Here is a 20,975-nt window from a genome sequence, read left to right on the forward strand (position 1 = left end):
TCAGCATGAGAATGAAGCAGTGACTGAATCCTTTTTGGAATCAGCGCTGTTTCATTTTTTTTAAACTTATTTGTGATTTTATTAAGGATTTCAGCGAAAGGAAAACAATTCTAGTCAGGGAAAAAGTTTCATAGTAGGATAGGAACTGATACTAAAAAGATAGGATGTTTTTCATGAGAAAACTGCGACGATTTTTTGTTTTTATAGTAAAAATAGCTGGTATTCTGTTGCTTTTCGGGGGGCTGTTTTTGGGCTATAAAAATTACAAAGCTTTACAGAAAGTTTATTCTTATGAAGAAACCATCGCTCAGCAAACAGAAAAATATGACATCAGCGACTATCAGGAACTAGTGATGAGCATTATGCTGACTGAATCAAAAGGGCAAGGAAACGACCCCATGCAAAGTTCAGAAAGTGCCTATGGGCAACAGAATCAATTTGAACATGCGCAAGACAGTATCGATCAAGGGGTGGCTTATCTGGCGGAACTGATCAAAAAATCTGCTGATATGAACTGTGATCTGTGGACCGCTGTACAAGCTTACAATTTTGGAACGGACTATATTGATTTTGTAGCCAAGAATGGTGGCGAAAATACCCTTGAGTTGGCCGAGTCCTACTCCAAAGAAGTGCTTTCTCCCATGTTAGGGAATAAGAATGAGCAAACCTATCGTTATTGGGGCTGGCAGTCAATTACTTATAACGGCGGTTATTTGTATCATAACGGGGGCAATTTATTCTATGCAGATGTAGTGAAATACAATCAGTGGAAGATAAAAATTGGCAGTATGTTATTTTCTTGAAACTCTCTGAAATCTAATAAGTAAAACACTTGAAAAATCAATAAAATATGATAGAATCAATATGAGTGATTCTGTCTAATTATTCATCGCACTGATTTTGATTGGTGCGATTTTTTACCTAATGAATACGGAAATACTTACCGAATGGAGGTGAGTGGATGGCACGAATACCTCAAACGATCATTGACGATATTCGAGAACGAAGCAATATTGTTGATATCGTTGGTCAGTACGTCCAGTTGAAGAAATCTGGAAAAAACTATTTTGGCTTGTGTCCCTTCCACAACGAAAAGTCACCTTCGTTTTCTGTGGCAGAAGATAAGCAGATCTATCATTGTTTTGGCTGTGGCCGCGGTGGCAATGTCTTTGGGTTTTTGCAAGAACTTGAGGGATTAAACTTTCCGGAAGCTGTCTTAAAAGTAGCGGAGATCAGTGACATTCCTTTAGATGAGCAATACAAACAAACCGAAGCAATCGATGCTACTTCTTCTCAGCAAAACCAATTAATCGCGTTGCATGAAAAAGCTGCTGAAGTTTATCATCACATGCTAGTTAATACGGCTGCTGGGCAAGGCGCATTGGATTATTTGCTGGAACGCGGATTGACGATGGCGCTGATCGACGAATTTCAGATTGGGTTTGCGCCGAATGAGCGGGCCTTTCTGGAAAAAGTTTTTTTAAATGAACAAGCAAATGCGGCATTTTTCGCGGATACAGGTCTCTTTGTACAAAGAAATGATGGACAGCTTGCGGATCGATTTTATCAAAGAATCATGTTTCCGATTCGGAACCCCCAAGGAAAAACTATCGGGTTTTCTGGACGCTGGTTCCAAACGGAACAAGATGACGGTAAAGACCAGCCAAAGTATTTGAACAGTCCAGAAACACTGCTTTTCAATAAACGTGAGGTGCTTTTCAATTTTGATAAAGCACGACGATCGATCCGAAAAGAAGGACAAGTCTTTCTTTTTGAAGGGTTTATGGATGTGATCGCAGCGTGGCAGTCAGGGATCGAAAATGGCATCGCTTCGATGGGAACCAGTTTGACGAACCAGCAGATTGCTAATATTGAACGTGTCGCCACGGAAGTGATTCTTTGTTACGATGGCGATGAGGCAGGAATCAATGCCACCAATCGTGGGATTGATCTTTTACAAGAACATAGTCGCGTGAATGTCTCCGTCGTTCGAGTTCCTGAACGTTTGGATCCGGATGACTATGTGAGAAAGTATGGTACAGAAGCCTTTTTCAAACTGGCCATGCATGGCAGAGAAACCGTCTTTGCTTTTAAGATGGACTATCATCGCGCCAATCGCAACTTGGCAAATGAAAAAGAACAGATTGATTATGTCCAAGAGGTCTTGCAAGAACTGCAGCACGTAGATTCCTTGCTAGAACAAGACCGATACTTGACACAACTCTCAACTGAATTTCATATCAGTCGAGAAACGTTGCAGTCGCAATTGCGTCAACTAAAACAGACGCAGCCGACCCCAATGCCTGCGCCGGTTCGTGAAGCAGTGAGTGTGGCACCGCCACCCCCACGACAGCAGCGGAAAACACAGGTGGAAAAGGCAGAGGAGCTACTATTGTATCGTCTGTTTCATGACAACACGCTAAATCCACGGTTTAAAAGTACCGGTGTGGCGTTTATTCATGACAAATACCAGCAACTCTATTTCTTATACGATGCGTATATGGAGACCGAAGAGCAATTTATCCTAGCAAAATTCTTGGATTTTTTGAAAGATGAACAAATGAAACAACAAGTGATCGAGATCGCTGATATCAACGCTTCTGAAGAAGGTACGGAACAAGAATTTCAGGATCTTCTGCAGGTATTTCGTAAGTCGGGCATTGCTGAAGAAATCAATCAAAAACGAATCCAGCAGCAAGAAGCACGACAAAAAGGAAACCAGCAATTGGAGTTGGAATTAGCAATTGCGATCATTGATTTGACCAAACGGTTGAAACAAGCTAAATAGCGAACTGAAAGGGGCTTTCTTTCATGGCAGAAGAAACAAAAAAAACATATGAAAAAGCTGTTGCCGAATTTATCAAAGAAAACAAACCAAAAGGACAAGTCGTGTATGACGAATTAACGAATCATTTAGCGACCCCTTATTCTTTAGATGCGGAAGCAATGGACAAACTGATCCAAAAACTGGAAGACTCAGGGATTAGTGTAGTAGATGAGAATGGGGAGCCTTCCGTTCATAGTCTGAAGAGCAATGAAAAACAGCAAGCAACACAACCGCAAGAAGATCTTTCTGCGCCTACGGGAGTGAAGATCAATGATCCGGTGCGGATGTATTTGAAAGAAATCGGCCGTGTGCCATTATTGACTGCTGAAGAAGAAGTAGCCCTTGCTTTAAAAATCGAAGAAGGCGACCAAGAAGCAAAACAACGGTTAGCCGAAGCCAACCTGCGACTTGTTGTAAGTATCGCAAAACGTTATGTTGGTCGTGGGATGCAATTCTTGGATTTGATCCAAGAAGGAAACATGGGACTGATGAAAGCTGTTGAAAAATTTGACTACCGCAAAGGATTCAAATTCTCGACTTATGCTACTTGGTGGATTCGTCAAGCAATCACCCGTGCGATCGCTGACCAAGCTCGGACCATTCGGATTCCTGTCCATATGGTGGAAACCATCAATAAATTGATTCGGATCCAACGGCAATTACTGCAAGATCTAGGTCGGGAACCGACGCCGGAAGAAATCGGGGCAGAAATGGATCTCCCAACGGAAAAAGTTCGGGAAATCTTGAAAATCGCGCAAGAACCAGTGTCGTTAGAAACACCAATCGGTGAAGAAGACGATTCTCATCTAGGTGATTTCATTGAAGACCAAGATGCAACCAGTCCAGCAGAACATGCGGCTTACGAATTGCTGAAAGAACAACTAGAAGACGTACTGGATACGTTGACCGACCGAGAAGAAAATGTTTTACGCTTGCGTTTTGGTATCGATGACGGCCGGACCCGGACGTTAGAAGAAGTCGGAAAAGTTTTTGGGGTAACCAGAGAACGGATTCGTCAGATCGAAGCAAAAGCGTTACGTAAATTACGCCATCCTTCACGATCAAAACAATTAAAAGATTTTCTAGAATAAAAATCGAGTAGCTAAGACTTTTCAAGGAGTGCTTCCTTGGAAAGTCTTTTTCTTGTGATACAATGGACCTTCATCCCCAAAGTCGTCAACTTAATAAAAACGTAACGAAGCAAGTGTTGGCTAATTGCCTTGAATATGATAAATTTAACTTTGTGAATCATTTACATGAAAGTGAATCATTTTGATGCGCAATTTTTTAATAGGAGCTGGAAGAAGCAACAGTTCTTGTCAGTGTTTCCTGCAATAAAATGAAGCCTTTCAACGATGAAAAGACACCTGCTATAGCAGGTTTAAAATAAAAGGAGCAAATTCGAACAAATGATGAAAACATGTCCTCAATGTGGATTTGAATCAATTGATGCACAAAAGAAATGTCCAAACTGCGGTTTTGAGTTTGTTGAAGAAACGGCTACCGATGAAGTAGTAGCTCAGACGGAGAAAGAAATTCCTCAGATGGATGAAGAATTGTCTCATACAGAGGGAGAAGGATCCCTGACTCAGGAAGACCAAACGGAGAATGCCTCGAAGGAAAACGATGATATTCGCTGGTCGGAATTCAAAGACGTTCCGATAGGGGAATTAATTGAGCATTTTGAAGAGAAAAATGAAGCAGAGCTACCAGAGAACAATCCGTCAGAAAATGACGAAGCAGCATCTGACCTAGAAGCTGAGTCAAAAGAAATTGAAGCGGCTGTAACAGAAGATTCACAAGAATTGAAAAACGTTGAATCGCAAGAATCAGAGCTGATTGAACAGACCACAGGTGAAGCAGCGGTGACAGCTGAAAATGGCAGTCAAGCGGAATCAGAAGAATCTGAATTAGAGAAAGCGGCATCAGAAAAAGAGCCACAAGCTAGCGAAGAAAGTTCGGAAGACTCGCTAGATGATTCAGCAGAGACAGCGGAAGAGCATGACTCGGCTATTTTGTCCGCTTATATCCAACAGCACAAGAATCCAGAAACTGAGGAGAAAACTACCGCCTCATTTACTTCTGAAAAGGTAGCGCCTGACCCAGTAGTTGAGCCACTGAATGAGGAACCAGTAGAAGTAGAAGATTCGCCAATGGAATCTGTGTCAGTCTCCGATACGGTAACTGATCCGGAACCAGAAATGCAGCAAGAAGCCGCTGAAACGAGTAGCGTGACCGAAAAAGCGACACCTGAGACAGGGGCAAGTAAACCTAATCCGCAGCCTAAAAATAAAAAGTCGCGCAAAAAAATCTATGTCGCTGCGGCGGCACTGGTTCTAGTTTCTGCTGGTGGTTGGTATTACTATGAAGAAAATCAAATTCGTCAAGAACAAGCAGCAACAGCAAGTGCACTGGATAAGATCGAGACAGAACTCGCTGATTTTTATACGGACGACACACACGAATTTGTCAAATCAGATAAAACGACTGCTCAGCTGACAACTTTGACAGATCAACTCGCTAAGTATAAAACGGCAGATCGCTACGCTGATTTATTGACTCAATCAGAAGCCATCAAAGAAAAGTTGTCTGTTCTTGAAGAAATCAACGGCTATTTTACTCGTCCGGTGATCGTTGAGGACCAATTACAGGAGGTTTCTTTAAAAGAGCCTGCTGCTTTGAAAATGGAAAAAAGGACAGGGAATTCACCTTTTGATACCCTCGTTAATCAAGCAATCGAGAAAGAGCAAAAAGAATACGCTCAGATCGAAGAAGTCCAAAATGCCGTCAAAAGCATGGTGGCGTTGAATAAAGATGGGGAACTTTCTGAAAAAGTTACGCGGAAAAACTATGATGAGTTAATGAAGAAAATTGATGCATTGTCGATTGCTTCATTAAAAGAAACGTTGACTGCTGAAATGGCGCCTATCGATTCCGCACTTAAAAAGCGAGAAGCCGCAGCGAAGGCTGCTGAAGAGAAAGCTGCTCAAGAAGCAGCTATCCAAGCAGAAAAAGAGGCCGCTGTTCAAGAAACAGCTCCAGCAAACAATGGGAATACCACTGTTCAAAACAATGGGCAATCTTCGGAAGAAGACTATGTCTTAGCACCAAATACGCCGACCAACACGAATAATCAACCAATCATTCCGGCTCGTGAAAGTGATTTGGCGGATTCTAGTAATCCGGCATGGAATTGGGCACCTGGTGTCCAAGAGAAAATCATTGCTACGGCAATTGCTCGCGGCTATGTCGTTGAAGGAGGGTATACCTTTGAACGCGTGCGAATCGTGAATGGGGAAGGGTACTATAACTTTTATGCCACGAATAACCAAGGTTCCTTGTTGAAAGGAACTAGTGATTCTGCTTTGCCAATGTACCTCTTTACGGTCAACTGCAAAACAGGGTATTTCCGCGGCAATGGGAATGATCATACGATTCGTTAACATTTAGGTTTAGAAAGTTTTCAGGACAATTACATTATTGAATCAAAAACAGCTTGTTTCTCCTCCGGCTTTTCGATATGATGGATGATAATCAATCGGAAACGGAGGTTTTTTTGTTGCAGAAAATTGAGAGATATGAACAGTTTAGTGATGGAGTCATTGCCTGTATTCCAACGATTCTCGGCTATTTAGGCATTGGTTTTGCGATGGGGGTCGTGGGAAAAGGGATCGGTTTGACTGTTGTTGAAGTCCTGCTAATGTCGATTATTGTCTATGCTGGAAGTGCCCAGTTTATCATCTGCGCTCTTTTGGCTATTCAAGCACCGTTGACATCGATTGTTGCCACAGTTTTCTTAGTGAACTTACGCCATTTTTTGATGAGTTTATCGGTGGCACCTTATTTCCGTTCTGCTTCATTATTGTCAGGGATTGGCATTGGCACATTATTGACCGATGAATCCTACGGGGTTTTAACGACAGCATTGCAACAAGACAAACCGATCACTACCCGATGGACCCATGGATTGAATGTTATGGCCTATTTAAGTTGGATCTTTGCCACATTTTTGGGGGCGTTATTAGGGTCATATATTCCGGATCCGGAAGCGTTGGGATTGGACTTTGCGTTAGTTGCTATGTTTGTCGGCTTATTCCTTTTTCAAGTAGAGATGCCTTTAAAAAAGAAGACCAAGCAGACGTTGCTTGTGCTGGCCGCCGTGGTCCTTTCTTTGGTCCTGTTTATGCGAATCTCAACAGCTGAAGTTGCTGTGATCGCTGCCACGTTGATCGGTTGTTTGGTAGGGACGGTGACACATCATGATTGATTTTGTTATACTGATGTTAGCTTGTGGTGTCGTTACTTGGGTACCACGGGTTTTACCGTTTTTATTTTCGAAAAAATTAGTTTTTCCCGAAAAATTTACGATCTTCCTAAGCTATTTGCCCCTTTGCATTCTTGGTGCATTGCTTATCCAAAATCTATTGGTTTTTCGTGAAGGGCAGTTTCCGTTGCTTAAAGTCAAAGAGACTATCGCTTGTTTGCCAGCACTGGCAGTGGGCTATTACACAAAAGATTTGATGAAGATTGTTGTCACTGGTGTTCTTACAATGGCTGTGATTCGATTCTTTTTCTAGTAAATCATTTCTAAGGAGAGAAAAAATGAAAGACTTATTAGCATCCGTGTTTAGCGGATTGATCATTGATGAAAATGATCAAAATTACTTTGTACAAAAAAATGGACTGACGTTCCGCTTATCAAAAGCGGAAGGGGAGCACCATTTAGGAGAAGCCGTTGAAGGATTTGGTTACCAGAACCAAAAGCAAGAGCTTGTCATGACAACAGAGATTCCTAAAAGCCGCCAAGGGCATTACGCTTTTGGAACGGTTACGGACAGTCGCCGGGATCTAGGTGTCTTTGTTGATATTGGTCTTAAAGACAAAGATATGGTGGTCTCGTTAGATGAATTGCCTACGATGCGGGAACTTTGGCCAAAGAAAGGCGATCGATTGATGGTTAGCTTGACAGTGGACGAAAAAGACCGGATCTGGGCCTCATTAGCGGATGAAAAGATTTTCAAAGCATTGAGTAAACGCGGCTCGGAAACACTGAAAAATGCCGACATCACAGGGACCGTCTACCGCTTGAAACTTGCGGGAACTTACGTACTGACAGAGGATTTCTATATCGGTTTTATCCATCCTTCTGAGAGATACCAAGAACCTCGTTTAGGGGAAGTTGTCTCAGGCCGAGTGATTGGTGTTCGTCCGGATGGCGTTCTGAATTTATCATTGAAGCCTCGTGCGTATGAAGCCATCTCAAATGATGCGGCGATGATTATGACCTTCTTGGATCGAGCAGCTGACCATCGCATCCCATTTACCGATAAGTCTACACCAGAAGAGATTCTGCAAACATTCGGTATCAGCAAAGGACAGTTTAAACGAGCAATTGGTACCTTGATGAAGCAACGTTTAGTGGAACAAAAAGATGGTTTCACCATCAAAGTCGAAAAATCCAATTGAGAATACTTGTATCTTTTCTCATTCTAATTTATAATGATTACAATATTAATCGAGAATTATTTCTCGCTAAATTAGAATTGTTATAAATTAGCGATGTATGGAGGAACGCATGAATACAACTGCTGCTTTAAAAAAGACGAAAAAACAGCTTCATGAATCGGGCTTTAAATTGACTCCGCAACGAGAAGCAACCTTATTGGTTCTCTTAGAAAATGAGAAAGATCATTTATCCGCAGAAGAAATTTTCTTTTTTGTACGTAAGAAAAGTCCAGAAATCGGATTGGCGACCGTTTATCGTACGCTGGAAATTTTGACGGATCTAAAAATCGTAGATAAAGTAAGTTTTAATGACGGCGTTTCTCGTTACGATCTGCGTAAAGAAGGAGCAAAGCATTTCCATCACCATCTGCTTTGCCTAGAGTGCGGGAGTATAGAAGAAGTAGAAGAAGATCTGCTGACTGGTGTGGAAGATATCGTAGAGAAAAAATACCATTTTCTCGTCAAAGATCATCGATTGACCTTTCACGGTGTTTGTCAAAAGTGTCAGGCGAAACATGCAACAAAGTTGAGTGAAGCGTAACTGCTCCTCAACTTTTTTTGTGGGGCAACTACTATCATATCAAGCTTTAATTTGTTATGATAAAGAAGTTGAAAGTAGGGGGGACGTGTATGAAAGAACAGATCATCGATTATTTGCATTATCTGACGATTGAACGAGGATTATCACAAAATACTCGCAAAAGCTATGAGCGCGACCTAGAGCAATACCTTACATTTTTGACAAAACAGCAAGTCAGTGATTGGCAAGCTGTGGATCGTGTGCTGATTCTCTCTTTTTTGCAGCAACTGCAGCAATCTGGGAAATCTTCAGCGACCATTATTCGGATGGTGTCTAGTTTGAGAAGGTTTCACCAATTTCTCCGGCAAGAACGCTTTACGGATCATGATCCTATGCAGCACATCGATTCCCCGAAAAAACAACAGAAACTGCCTGATACATTGAGCCTTTCCGAAGTGGAGCGCTTGATTGAGACACCGGATACCAAAGAAGTATTGGGGATCCGTGACCGAGCCATCTTAGAAGTGATGTATGCTACCGGACTACGGGTCAGTGAATTGATTGGCTTACAGCTAAAAGACCTTCATTTAAGTATGGGTCTGTTGCAGACGACAGGAAAAGGGGACAAAGAACGAATCGTTCCTTTAGGTGATCTGGCAATTCAGTGGATCGAGACATACTTGGAAGAAGCGCGTCCTTTTTTGACCCGGAAACATCCGGAAGAGAGTCATCTTTTTGTCAATAATCATGGGAGACAGCTTTCTCGTCAAGGAATCTGGAAAAATTTAAAAGCCCTCGTGCGTAAGGCAGGCATTACCAAAAATGTCACCCCTCATACGCTAAGACATAGTTTTGCCACCCATTTGTTGGAAAATGGTGCCGATTTGCGTACCGTTCAAGAACTATTAGGGCATGCAGATATATCCACGACACAGATCTATACTCATATTACGAAAAAGCGGATGACGAAAGTGTATAAGCAGCACTTTCCTCGTGCCTAGAAATAGAGGAAGACATGGAAGAAATCAATATCAAATTAGATGTCTTTGAGGGACCTTTAGACTTGCTGCTGCATCTGATCCAAAAATTAGAGATCGATGTCTATGATATTCCCATTGCAGCGATCACGGAACAATACATGCAATATATTCACGCCATGAAAAGCTTAGAATTAGAAGTGGCGGGAGAATACTTGGTAATGGCTGCTACACTGATGGCAATCAAAAGCCAAATGTTGCTGCCAAAACAGGAGATCTTGATTGAAGAGATCGACCCTTATGAAGAAGACCCTCGGGATGTCCTAGTGGCCCAGTTATTGGAATACCGTAAATACAAATATGCAGCCGAGCAATTGTCTGAAAAAGCGGAAGAGCGTAGTTTGTATTTTACAAAAGAGCCCATGGATGTCGATGCTTATAAAGAAAAAAGTGATGAATTGGCAGCCAATCGATTCAACACCATCGATTTATTTATGGCGTTTCATAAAATGCTGGAAAAGAAAAAGAGTCGGAAAGTCCTAGAGACTAAAATCACACCAGATGAAAGTACCATTGATGAAAAAATGGCAACCATCCAATTGGAGATGCAGCAACTGAGTGGGAAAAAAGGCCGTCGCTTTGATTCGTTTTTTAGCAATTACAGCAAAACAGAAGTCGTGACAACGTTCATGGCATTATTAGAATTAATGAAAAAAGGATATATTCGCGTAGAGCAAGAAGGCAATTATGAATCGATCTTGCTTTACCCAGCAGGTAAAACAAATGAGTAAATATAGTGAAATAGAAGCGATTCTCTTTGTCGTTGGCGATGAAGGAATCGGTTTAGAAGAATTAAGTTACTTAGTCAATAATAAAACAGCAACTGTTTACCAGCACTTGCAAGAGTTGAATCAGCGTTATGAAGAAAATGAAGATTCAGCACTGCATATTTTAGAAGTGGGTAATCATTTTGTTTTGTCCACAAAGAAAGAAGTCGCACCGTTATTAAAGAAATACGCAGAATCGCCACTGGGCAGCTCTCTTTCGCAAGCTGCGTTAGAAACACTATCGATCATTGCCTACAAGCAACCAATCACCCGGATGGAAGTCGAAGAAATTCGTGGGGTCCAATCCAGCGGCTCCGTACAAAAATTGGTGGCAAAACGGTTGATTGAAGAAAAAGGTCGTGTTGATGGACCAGGTCGGGCAATTTTATATGGCACCACAGAGTATTTCATGGATTACTTTGGATTGAAATCTTTAGCCGAACTACCTGATATTCAAGAAATGGAAGACGAACTGGAAGAAGATGGACCGGTAGATCTTTTTTATGATCGTTACAAACAAGAAGGAGAATCATAATGGAACGTTTGCAAAAAGTAATTGCTCATGCTGGAATCACTTCTCGCAGAAAAGCAGAAGAGTTGATCGTGGCAGGTCGTGTCAGTGTCAATGGTCAAATCGTTAAAGAACTTGGAGTACAAGTGAATGCAAAAGATCGCGTAGAAGTTGACGGTGTGCCAATCGAGCAAGAAACACCGGTCTACTATATGCTCTATAAACCACGTGGTGTAATTTCAGCAGTGACTGACGACAAAAAAAGAAAAGTGGTTTTGGACTTTTTTACAGAAGTGCCAGAACGATTGTATCCAATCGGCCGGTTGGACTATGATACTTCCGGTCTATTGTTGTTGACCAATGACGGCGATCTTTCTCAGAAATTGATGCATCCAAAGCATGAAGTGGACAAAGTGTATGTGGCGAAGGTCAAAGGGATTGCGGATAAAAAACAATTGTTGCCTTTGACCAGAGGGATTCGGATCGAAGGGAAGAAAACCGCGCCTGCTCGCTTTGAGATCTTGTCGACAGATGCTGCGACGCAAACAAGTATCGTCCAATTGACGATTCATGAGGGACGTAATCATCAGGTGAAAAATATGCTTAAAGCCGTGGGACTTCCAGTACAAAAATTGAAACGGGAAGTTTACGGGTCGTTGACATTAGCTGGGTTGCGTCCGGGTGAATATCGCGAGTTGACGAAAAAAGAAGTCAACGAATTAAAAAAACAAGTGAAATAAATAGTTTGCGTGAATGATCACATAAAAAATTTGTCAATTGTGATTTTTTGTGTATAATAATACTTGTATTATAAATATAAGGTTCGTCTTCAGGGGCAGGGTGCAATTCCCGACCGGTGGTGATAGTCCACGACCTACTTTTTTGAAGTAGCTGAATCGGTGAAATTCCGATACCGACAGTAAAGTCTGGATAAAGAAGATAGAGCGTATTTGATTTGCCATTGGTTTTTTCAAATGCTCTCTTTTTCCCTGTGGAAAAAGAGAGCATTTTTTACTTTGTCTGGCGCCGACAAGTAGGGAATCAAGGAAATTTAATAGGTTCGTTTGAAGAGGAATCCTGAACTTAGGAGGATTTGTATTAATGAACAACAAAACAAGAAAAATGGTCACAATAGCAATGTGTGCAGCGATGGGCACTGTCTTACAGTTTGTTGCGTTTCCCATCATCCCTGCTTTTAGTTTTTTGAAAATCGATTTTAGCGATATCCCAGTCATGATCGTCATGTTTTTATTCGGGCCTTTTGCCGGTGTCGCAACTGCGTTTCTACGCTCACTGCTCCACTTATTTTTATCCGGTTTTTCACCAGCTGATATGGTGGGAGATACCGCTAGTTTCTTGGCATCTTGTGTCTTTACTTTGCCAATGTATTACTTTTTCCGAAAAGGGATCCATGCCAAAAATAAATTCGTGGGCGTGATCACTGGCATTCTCGCACTAACTGCATTTATGAGTATTGCCAACCTCTATGTCATTACACCATTGTATTTGCGTTTCTTCAGTGTTACAGCAGATCAATTCCTGGGCATGTCATTGGCTCGGTATGTCAGCATTGGCATTGTTCCTTTTAACTTGATCAAAGGTGTGATCGTCAGCGGGGTCTTCTTGGTCCTTCATGCGAAGCTGCTGCCTTGGCTGGCTCGTAAACAACCGCAACATTCACCAGTCGGAAAATAATAAAAAAGATCGTGATTGGCTTTGGCTGCAATCGCGATCTTTTTATTTTTCTATTTCTATCGCTCGTGTAGGACATTTTTTATAAGCAGCGAGGACTTTTTCTTGCTGTTTTTCTATGATAAACTGTTGCCGAGCGGCTGGTTCTTGCGCAAATAAGACGATACCATCTTCATCGTAATCAAAAATTTCTGGCGCATAGACCGCACATAGACCACAAGCGATACAGCGTTCAGGAATGATTTTGCAGCGTTGTGACATGGAATACGTTCCTTTCTGGAGGGGAATACATATGGATGCTTTTATTTTAGCCTTGTTTCATCATTCTGACAAGTTACGTCCGTCAACAGTTTATCAAATACTGTCTGGCAAACGAACTAGTTCCGTATTAAGTTATGCTTTTTTTTACGATCGTTTAGGGGTCTTTCAAGCAATGCCGAATCTTGAAGAAAAGGAATTTACTGAAAGAGTCAATGCACTGATTGCCGCTAAACAGCTGGAATCAGATGAAGACGGGTACCTTCAAACCACCGTTTCAGTTCCTAGCAAAGAAGCAGCCATTTGCAGCCATCTGAATTATTTTCAATTCGGCCGCCGAGGAGAACAGATGTGGCGCTTGGTTCAGCTGCTTGTTCAGGCAGCTGCCTTTCAAGATATCAGCAATCGCTATGTTCCAGTCGAGAATACGCCGATGTTCACCGAACCGGTGCGCCAGCTGATTCGTCAGCACCCACAGCTAAAGCAAGACCTTTTCACGGAACTTTGGCAGGTCTTTGAACAGCTTCCGCCAGCGTATGCCGATTTTTTAGTAGGAACGTTGTCTGGACCGGAGGTGATCGGTCAAACGTTTTTTCAGTTATTGCCGGAGGACTATCAGAAGATGCCTTGGCGCCAACTTTTTTCAGCAGCAGCCATCCACTGCTTTCTATCAGTGGCAAAGGCGCAATCGCCCTTATTGGCAGCGGGTTTAAAACCATTTTATCAAGAAAACTTGAATCAAAGTATGCTGAAGACCCGTCGCTTATTTCTCAGCGGACAGTCGATTGAAGAGATCATGGAACAAAGACAAATCAAGCGGGGGACCGTCAATGATCACTTGATCGAATGGGCGATCATTGATGAACAGTTTCCCTATCAGGCTTTTGCAAGCCAGTACCCATTTCCGCCTTTGGCTTGGAAACTGCCTTATCAGGTGCTTAAACAAGAAGTGCCATTGGATTTTTTGAGTATTCGGATCAATCAAATTGCACAAAAGCGAGGCATTTTATGTTAGAAAAAGCACTCAAACACTATTTTGGCCATGACCAGTTTCGGACGGGCCAAAAAGAAGTTATCCAATCGGTTTTGAATCACCAAGACACATTAGCAATCATGCCAACTGGCAACGGGAAAAGTTTGTGTTATCAACTGCCGGGCTATTTGATGGAAGGGCTAGTGGTGATCGTGTCGCCATTGCTTTCTTTAATGGAAGATCAAGTGTACAGTTTGCAAAAAAATGGCGAGAGACGAGGAATCGCTTTTAACAGTCTTTTGTCATTTGCGGAACGAAAATTCGTTCTTCGCCATTTGCATCAGTATAAATTTTTGTTTATCAGTCCTGAGATGCTCGTCCAACCGACGATTCTACAGGCATTAAAAAATGTCAAAATTGCTTTTTTAGTTGTTGATGAAGCTCATTGTGTGTCGCAATGGGGGATTGATTTTCGTCCGGAATACTTGCAATTAGCGACTGTCAAACAACAATTAGGAGCCCCTCCGACACTGGCTTTGACTGCCACTGCAACGGATCAAGTCGCAGAGGACATTCAACAAAACTTGTTGAGTAAAAACCATCAAGTGTTCCGTTATGATATGGACCGCAAAAATATTGGACTGATCGTTGATAAAAGTGACACAGAAAAAGAGACGCTCTTAATGAATTACTTGCAGCAATTGTCAGGGGCAGGAATCATTTATTGCGCCACTAGAAATAAAGTAGAAGAACTTTATCAAAAACTACGGGGAAAATTTTCTGTTGGCTATTATCATGGCGGATTGGCTAGCGATCAGCGTAAGGTGCTTCAACAACAGTTCAGTCGCAATCAACTGCAACTGTTGATTGCCACAAATGCTTTTGGAATGGGGATCAACAAACAAGATATTCGCTTTGTGATCCATTATGATCTGCCGGATTCATTGGAAAACTATAGTCAGGAAATTGGACGAGCAGGGAGGGACGGCAAGCAAAGCTATGCGATTTTACTTTACCGTCCGGGAGATGAAACCATCCATTATTTCTTTCAAAAGGAATTAAGTGCCGAAAGAGAACAGCTGGAAATGACGGCACAATCTTTTGTGCTTTCCCCCTTGCAAGAAAAATGGCAAGCAAAAATCAATGAATATGGTGCCAACAAGTGGTTTGCCATTTTGAAGCAAAACGAGTGGGAAAAAAAGCAGCAGCTAAAAACGATGCTGGAATATATTCACTGTAAGAGTTGTCGACGATGTTTTTTATTGGCCCATTTTGGTGAAGAAAAACAGCCGTTGGATCAGTGTTGTGACATCGATGGTCTTGAAATTCGGCTAGACCAAAAGGAATTCACCCCACAGACAAAAACTTCTTGGCAGGAACGTTTACTAAAAATTTTTAAAGAAACCAAATGAATCGTTTTTTAAAAGACAGTTCGATTCAAGCTATGGTATAATACACCGGAAGGATACTAGGAGGTTATACGAGTGAGCAAGAAAGACAAAAACTATAATTCAGAAAATCAAGAACCGTGGGAACAACCAATCTATGATACAGAATATGAAGATTCTGCCTCACGATCACAACAACGGAAACAAAAACGTGGGAATTCACTCTTTTTGACAGTTGTCTTAATTTTACTATTCTTGATCGTTGCGATTCCTGTCGGCGCTGGTATTTGGGTGTTAAATCGTCCCAACGATACAGCGACTGTTGCCTCATCAACTAGCAGTAGTACGGTTGCAAGCACAGAATCGTCGACTGTTGAGTCATCCACCAAGACTAGTGAATCATCTACTTCCAGCAGCAGTTCGTCAACATCTTCTTCGTCTTCGTCTTCAGAATCAAGCAGTCAATCTGAAGAGCCAGCCAGCAGCGAAGTAGAAGACAATAATGCACAAAACAATCAAGGAAATACAGATCAAGGGACAACGAATCAAGGAGCGGCGAATCAAGGAGAAACCAATCAGGGAGCAGAAGCCTATACGACTGTTCAAGCAGGTGAAGGACCAGAGCAAGTAGCCGCACGTAACGGGATTTCTGTTGAAACGTTGTATCAGTTAAATGGAATCGATCCGAATAATTTCATGCTATACCCTGGAGATACATTACGAATTAAATAAAAAACCGCTTTGGCGGTTTTTTTTCTTGAAAGTCAAAAGGCCAGCGGTAGTTGTTGAGAAGCGAGGAGTAACAAATGAAAAAAATCAATATTGCCATCGATGGTCCCGCATCATCTGGTAAGAGTACAGTCGCAAAAATTTTAGCCCAGCATTATGGGTATGTTTATACAGATACAGGGGCAATGTATCGCAGCATTACTTACTTAGCTCTTAAAACAGGTTGTTCATTAGAAGACGAAGCAGGGCTTGTGGCACTGATCGATACTTATCCAATCACTTTTGCGCCAACTGAAACAGGACAAGATGTCTTTGTAGGGGGAGCGAAAGTGACTGAAGAGATTCGTCAACCAGAGGTCACCAATGCCGTTTCTAAAGTTTCCGCCTATCAAAAAGTCCGAGAAAAATTGGTGCAGCAACAACAAAAAATCGCTGAAAATGGCGGTGTCGTGATGGACGGTCGTGATATTGGTACTGCCGTACTTCCTCAAGCGGAAGTGAAGATTTTTCTCGTAGCGAGTGTAGATGAACGGGCAGAAAGAAGATACAAAGAAAATCAACAAAAAGGAATTGCTACATCCTTTGAAACATTAAAAAAAGAGATTGAGCAACGGGATTACTTAGATTCCCATCGCGAGATCTCCCCTTTGAAACAAGCAGAAGATGCGGTTCGTATCGACACAACAGGAATGAGCATCCCAGAAGTTGTCGCAGCGATCCAAGCCATCGTCGATCAAAGAATATAACCCTCAGCGACTGGCACTAGCTGACCAAAAAACATATCCGAACGATTGATGGGAGAAGTTCCGGTAAATATCGGGATTCTCCTACTGAAATCCTGTTTGGAAAATGGGGCATTTTGGTTAAGCTGGACCAGTCTTTTTTGAAAAAAATCACGGATTAGTAGCAAAATAATGAAGAAATCGCTTTTTTGGGACGAAAATTGCCAGTTTTTTGTGAAAATAAGCGAAATCGCTTTATTTTTTTGGCATTCTAATTTAAACTAAGGGATGTAGTGCATTTACGTACAATTGTTGGTTAGGAGGACATAAGACATGACAGAATTTGAAAATAATCAAGTGGAAAATGGGAATGAATCAATGGAAGCTGCTTTAGATAATTTCCAAGAAGTGAATGTTGGCGATATTGTCAAAGGCGAAGTTTTAGCGATCGAAGACAAACAAGCCATCGTTGGCATCGAAGGAGCAGGTGTAGAAGGAGTCGTTCCGGCGAAAGAATTGTCTACATTACCTGTTGAGGATATCAATGAAGCAGTCAAAGTGGGCGATGTGTTAGAATTAGTTGTCATTTCTGCAATCGGTAAAGACAAAGAAAATGGCAGCTACCTACTTTCAAAACGTCGTTTAGATGCGAAGAAAGTTTGGGAAGATATCGAAAAAGATTTTCAAGCAGGTAAAATCATTGAAGCACCTGTAACAAATGTCGTCAAAGGTGGTTTAGTCGTTGATGTCGGTGTGCGTGGATTTGTGCCGGCTTCAATGGTTGAAGATCATTTTGTGGCTGATTTTGAAGATTATAAAGGAAAGACATTGACCTTTAAGATCGTTGAGATCGAACCTTCTGAAAACCGCTTGATTTTATCTCATAAAGCAGTAGTTGAGGCTGAAAAAGAAAAACAAAAAGAAGCCTTGTTAGCAGATCTTTATGAAGGTCAAGAGATCGAAGGGAAAGTTGCGCGATTGACTGATTTCGGTGCTTTCGTCGACTTAGGTGGAATTGATGGCTTAGTTCACGTTTCAGAAATTTCTCATGCCCATGTTGGCAAACCGAGTGATGTTTTATCTGTGGGTGATACTGTCAATGTCCGTGTCTTATCCGTTGATCCAACTAAAGAACGCGTCTCCTTATCGATCAAAGATACATTGCCTGGACCTTGGAGCAATATCGAAGAACAAGCGCCTGTAGGCAGTGTCTTAGACGGTGTCGTGAAACGTCTAACCAGCTTTGGTGCTTTTGTGGAGGTCTTCCCTGGTGTAGAAGGATTGATCCATATTTCGCAAATCTCACACAAACACATTGCAACACCACATGAAGTGTTGCATGAAGGGGACCAAGTGCAAGTAAAAGTCCTTGAAGTGAACCCAACGGAACACCGGATCGCTTTAAGTATCAAAGCACTGGAAAAAGCAGAAGAAGCGGAAGAAGCGCCTGCAGAAGACGACTATGAGTTGCCAGAAGAATCAACTGGTTTTACCATGGGCGATATCTTAGGCGATGCGTTGAAAGATAACGACGAAGAATAATCTAGCCTAGCAGCTTATAACGATTCGTTTTTTGAATTTGTTATAAGCTGCTTTTTGTTTGTCATCAAGACTTGCAAGTTAGTGATGCATTAGGTAAACTAAAAAGGATTGAAAAGCAGAAGCAGCTGTATTGTTAAAACTGCTTCTTATAGATGGAGGGTAAAAAATGTCAAATCCAACAATTGCGATCGTCGGACGTCCGAATGTCGGGAAATCGACTATTTTCAACCGGATTGCCGGAGAACGAATTTCGATCGTTGAGGATACTCCCGGGGTAACGAGAGACCGAATTTACGCAACAGGTGAATGGTTAGGTCGAGAATTCAGTATCATTGATACCGGCGGAATCGATTTGGGTGATGAGCCGTTTATGGATCAAATCAAACATCAAGCAGAAATTGCGATCGATGAGGCAGATGTGATCGTTTTTATCACAAGTGCCAGAGAAGGTGTGACGGATGCAGATGAGCTTGTTGCCCGTCTGTTGTACAAGAGTAATAAACCGGTGATTTTAGCGGTCAACAAAGTAGATAATCCAGAAATGCGTGCAGATATTTATGAGTTCTATACGTTAGGATTAGGGGATCCGTATCCAATCTCTGGTAGTCATGGACTGGGTATCGGGGATGTTCTTGATGAAGCAGTCAAACACTTTACCGAAGAAGCAGAAGAAGAGGATGACTCGATCATTAAATTTAGTTTGATCGGGCGCCCAAATGTCGGAAAGTCTTCCTTGATCAATGCGATTTTAGGGGAAGAACGTGTGATTGTTTCTGATATCGAAGGAACGACCCGGGATGCCATCGATACTCATTTTACCAGTGAAAATGGGCAAGAGTTTACCATGATCGATACAGCAGGAATGCGCAAAAAAGGAAAAGTTTACGAATCAACCGAGAAATATAGTGTTATGCGTGCGATGCGGGCCATTGAACGTTCCGATGTGGTTCTGATGGTCTTGAACGCAGAAGAAGGCATTCGCGAACAGGACAAACGGATTGCTGGCTACGCCCATGAAGCTGGCCGTGGGATCATTCTCGTCGTCAATAAATGGGATCTTCTGAAAAAAGAAACCAATACGATGCGAGACTTTGAAGCCAAGATTCGTGATGAGTTTCAATATTTAGATTATGCGCCGATCATTTTTGTCTCTGCTGCAACGAAACAGCGTTTGAACCAATTGCCAGCATTGATCGAAGAAGTTAGCATGAATCAAAACATGCGTATTCCATCTGCATTATTAAATGATGTGATCATGGATGCGGTAGCTATCAATCCAACGCCGACGGACAAAGGCAAACGATTGAAGATTTTTTATGCGACACAAGTTGCGGTAAAACCACCAACATTTGTTATTTTTGTTAATGAAGAAGAGTTGATGCATTTTTCTTATGCCCGCTTTTTAGAGAATCAGATCCGCAAAGCATTTACTTTTGAAGGAACGCCGATTCGAATCATTCCAAGAAGACGAAAATAGCGATTTTATCATACTTTGCTGCTTTTGACAAAGAATTCTCTTCTTTTGACAGAAAAACAATAAATCCTAAAAAAAACGGTAGTAAAAATGTTAAAATCCTTGATATTACAACGTTCTTGTGATAACGTTATATCAGAATATTGATGGATATCAATATTTGACAAAAACCTTGGACCACTCAAGATTTTTGTTGATGTATGACATCAAAAAAATAATCAGGAGGTGAAACCATCCATGGCAAATAAAGCAGAATTAATCGAAAAAGTTGCAGCAGCTACTGACTTAACAAAGAAAGACGCTACAGCTGCAGTAGACGCTGTCTTCTCAACAATTCAAGACGCTTTAGCTAACGGTGAAAAAGTTCAATTGATCGGCTTTGGTAACTTTGAAGTTCGTTCTCGTGCAGAACGCAAAGGACGTAACCCACAAACTGGTGAAGAAATCAAGATCCCTGCTAGCAAAGTACCTGCATTCAAACCAGGTAAAGCTCTTAAAGACGCAGTGAAATAATTTCGTAAAAAACCCGTTAGGGCCTAGGGCTCTGACGGGTTTTGTCTTTTATATATGGCGTAAAGAGGCAGAAAAGGGCTAAAAAGGGGCAAAATATAGTCTATCAAAGACATCCTTTTCAAAATCTTCCCGGATAGTAGTATGGCTGTTTTTTTATAGGCAGCTGATTCAATGGGGGATACCTATCAAAAAGAGTCAAAGAGAAGCTGCCAGGAGAGTTGTTCAAGATCAAAAAGAGTCGCGATGATCCGGTAGGAAATTTATCTGCTGATTTTTCCAAATCACCCCATGAAGTCCACTGTAAACTTTTCTGGAAAAGAGCGTCTCAAAAAGAGTTTTTGGCATTTTTGAAGAACACGCAGCGGATAAATTGCAAAAAAATTCAGAAAATTCATTGACAAGAATTTTTTTTCGCGCTATATTATTAAACAATTACAAAAAATAATAATTTTTTTAATGAAGGAGCCGTTTTTCATGCGCAATTTTAATCAATATTTATTAGTCATTATTATTGAGA

Annotated in this window: 21 protein-coding genes and 1 riboswitch; of the genes, 20 read left to right on the plus strand and 1 reads right to left on the minus strand. The window is 41.6% G+C overall.

Going from position 1 to position 20,975, the window contains the following annotated elements; genetic code table 11:
* Positions 1-173: 173 nt before the first annotated feature.
* The 13 genes from Q0A12_RS10880 to Q0A12_RS10940 all read left to right on the plus strand — a co-directional run bounded on the left by Q0A12_RS10880 (position 174) and on the right by Q0A12_RS10940 (position 12,862).
* Positions 174-803 (plus strand): lysozyme family protein, encoded by a 630-nt coding sequence (locus Q0A12_RS10880; RefSeq protein ID WP_291292668.1) that lies wholly within the window; start codon positions 174-176, stop codon positions 801-803.
* A 158-nt stretch (positions 804-961) separates the two neighbouring features.
* Positions 962-2,788: a DNA primase gene (dnaG, locus tag Q0A12_RS10885; protein ID WP_291292669.1), complete on the plus strand. Its 1,827-nt coding sequence runs from the start codon at positions 962-964 to the stop codon at positions 2,786-2,788.
* 23 nt (positions 2,789-2,811) lie between these two features.
* Positions 2,812-3,918: an RNA polymerase sigma factor RpoD gene (gene rpoD, locus Q0A12_RS10890; protein WP_291292670.1), complete on the plus strand. Its 1,107-nt coding sequence runs from the start codon at positions 2,812-2,814 to the stop codon at positions 3,916-3,918.
* A 318-nt stretch (positions 3,919-4,236) separates the two neighbouring features.
* Positions 4,237-6,270 (plus strand): cell division site-positioning protein MapZ family protein, encoded by a 2,034-nt coding sequence (locus tag Q0A12_RS10895; protein WP_291292671.1) that lies wholly within the window; start codon positions 4,237-4,239, stop codon positions 6,268-6,270.
* Between the two features lie 116 nt (positions 6,271-6,386).
* Positions 6,387-7,094 (plus strand): AzlC family ABC transporter permease, encoded by a 708-nt coding sequence (locus tag Q0A12_RS10900; RefSeq protein WP_291292672.1) that lies wholly within the window; start codon positions 6,387-6,389, stop codon positions 7,092-7,094.
* Complete coding sequence (locus Q0A12_RS10905) at positions 7,087-7,404, plus strand: AzlD domain-containing protein (RefSeq protein ID WP_291292673.1); 318 nt, start codon at positions 7,087-7,089, stop codon at positions 7,402-7,404. The genes Q0A12_RS10900 and Q0A12_RS10905 overlap by 8 nt, the downstream gene beginning before the upstream one ends.
* Before the next feature lie 25 nt (positions 7,405-7,429).
* On the plus strand, positions 7,430-8,293 hold the full coding sequence (locus Q0A12_RS10910; protein WP_291292674.1) for a S1-like domain-containing RNA-binding protein: 864 nt from the start codon (positions 7,430-7,432) through the stop codon (positions 8,291-8,293).
* Positions 8,294-8,402: 109 nt separating this feature from the next.
* Positions 8,403-8,873 carry a Fur family transcriptional regulator gene (locus tag Q0A12_RS10915; protein ID WP_291292675.1) on the plus strand — a complete coding sequence of 157 codons (471 nt, stop codon included), beginning with the start codon at positions 8,403-8,405 and terminating at the stop codon, positions 8,871-8,873.
* 89 nt (positions 8,874-8,962) lie between these two features.
* Positions 8,963-9,853, plus strand: coding sequence for a site-specific tyrosine recombinase XerD (gene xerD / locus Q0A12_RS10920; protein ID WP_291292676.1), 891 nt, complete (start codon positions 8,963-8,965; stop codon positions 9,851-9,853).
* A gap of 14 nt (positions 9,854-9,867) precedes the next feature.
* Complete coding sequence (locus tag Q0A12_RS10925; RefSeq protein WP_291292677.1) at positions 9,868-10,620, plus strand: segregation/condensation protein A; 753 nt, start codon at positions 9,868-9,870, stop codon at positions 10,618-10,620.
* Positions 10,613-11,191 carry an SMC-Scp complex subunit ScpB gene (scpB, locus tag Q0A12_RS10930; protein ID WP_291292678.1) on the plus strand — a complete coding sequence of 193 codons (579 nt, stop codon included), beginning with the start codon at positions 10,613-10,615 and terminating at the stop codon, positions 11,189-11,191. The genes Q0A12_RS10925 and scpB overlap by 8 nt, the downstream gene beginning before the upstream one ends.
* The gene (locus Q0A12_RS10935) at positions 11,191-11,907 is read left to right on the plus strand and encodes a pseudouridine synthase (protein WP_291292679.1); all 717 of its coding nucleotides are present in this window, start codon (positions 11,191-11,193) and stop codon (positions 11,905-11,907) included. The genes scpB and Q0A12_RS10935 overlap by 1 nt, the downstream gene beginning before the upstream one ends.
* An 81-nt stretch (positions 11,908-11,988) precedes the next feature.
* Positions 11,989-12,112, plus strand: a riboswitch (FMN riboswitch).
* Positions 12,113-12,268: 156 nt separating this feature from the next.
* Entirely contained in the window at positions 12,269-12,862 is a 594-nt protein-coding gene (locus Q0A12_RS10940; RefSeq protein ID WP_291292680.1) for an ECF transporter S component, read from the plus strand.
* Positions 12,863-12,904: 42 nt separating this feature from the next.
* Here Q0A12_RS10940 and Q0A12_RS10945 read toward each other — a convergent pair whose 3' ends face one another.
* Positions 12,905-13,120 carry a ferredoxin gene (locus Q0A12_RS10945; protein ID WP_291292681.1) on the minus strand — a complete coding sequence of 72 codons (216 nt, stop codon included), beginning with the start codon at positions 13,118-13,120 and terminating at the stop codon, positions 12,905-12,907.
* Positions 13,121-13,151: 31 nt separating this feature from the next.
* Here Q0A12_RS10945 and Q0A12_RS10950 point away from each other — a divergent pair, with 31 nt between their 5' ends.
* The 7 genes from Q0A12_RS10950 (at position 13,152) to Q0A12_RS10980 (ending at position 20,458) form a co-directional block, all read left to right on the plus strand.
* Entirely contained in the window at positions 13,152-14,132 is a 981-nt protein-coding gene (locus Q0A12_RS10950) for a helix-turn-helix domain-containing protein (RefSeq protein ID WP_291292682.1), read from the plus strand.
* On the plus strand, positions 14,126-15,502 hold the full coding sequence (locus tag Q0A12_RS10955) for an ATP-dependent DNA helicase RecQ (protein WP_291292683.1): 1,377 nt from the start codon (positions 14,126-14,128) through the stop codon (positions 15,500-15,502). Before Q0A12_RS10950 ends, Q0A12_RS10955 begins: the two co-directional genes overlap by 7 nt.
* A gap of 72 nt (positions 15,503-15,574) precedes the next feature.
* Positions 15,575-16,210 (plus strand): SAG1386/EF1546 family surface-associated protein, encoded by a 636-nt coding sequence (locus Q0A12_RS10960; protein ID WP_291292684.1) that lies wholly within the window; start codon positions 15,575-15,577, stop codon positions 16,208-16,210.
* A 74-nt stretch (positions 16,211-16,284) separates the two neighbouring features.
* On the plus strand, positions 16,285-16,953 hold the full coding sequence (cmk, locus tag Q0A12_RS10965) for a (d)CMP kinase (protein WP_291292685.1): 669 nt from the start codon (positions 16,285-16,287) through the stop codon (positions 16,951-16,953).
* A gap of 309 nt (positions 16,954-17,262) precedes the next feature.
* Positions 17,263-18,471 (plus strand): 30S ribosomal protein S1, encoded by a 1,209-nt coding sequence (gene rpsA / locus Q0A12_RS10970; protein ID WP_291292686.1) that lies wholly within the window; start codon positions 17,263-17,265, stop codon positions 18,469-18,471.
* A 166-nt stretch (positions 18,472-18,637) separates the two neighbouring features.
* Complete coding sequence (der, locus tag Q0A12_RS10975) at positions 18,638-19,948, plus strand: ribosome biogenesis GTPase Der (protein ID WP_291292687.1); 1,311 nt, start codon at positions 18,638-18,640, stop codon at positions 19,946-19,948.
* Positions 19,949-20,182: 234 nt separating this feature from the next.
* On the plus strand, positions 20,183-20,458 hold the full coding sequence (locus Q0A12_RS10980; protein ID WP_003126821.1) for an HU family DNA-binding protein: 276 nt from the start codon (positions 20,183-20,185) through the stop codon (positions 20,456-20,458).
* Positions 20,459-20,975 lie beyond the last annotated feature (517 nt).

The organism is Enterococcus sp. (genome assembly GCF_022711995.1).
GTDB lineage: Bacteria > Bacillota > Bacilli > Lactobacillales > Enterococcaceae > Enterococcus_D.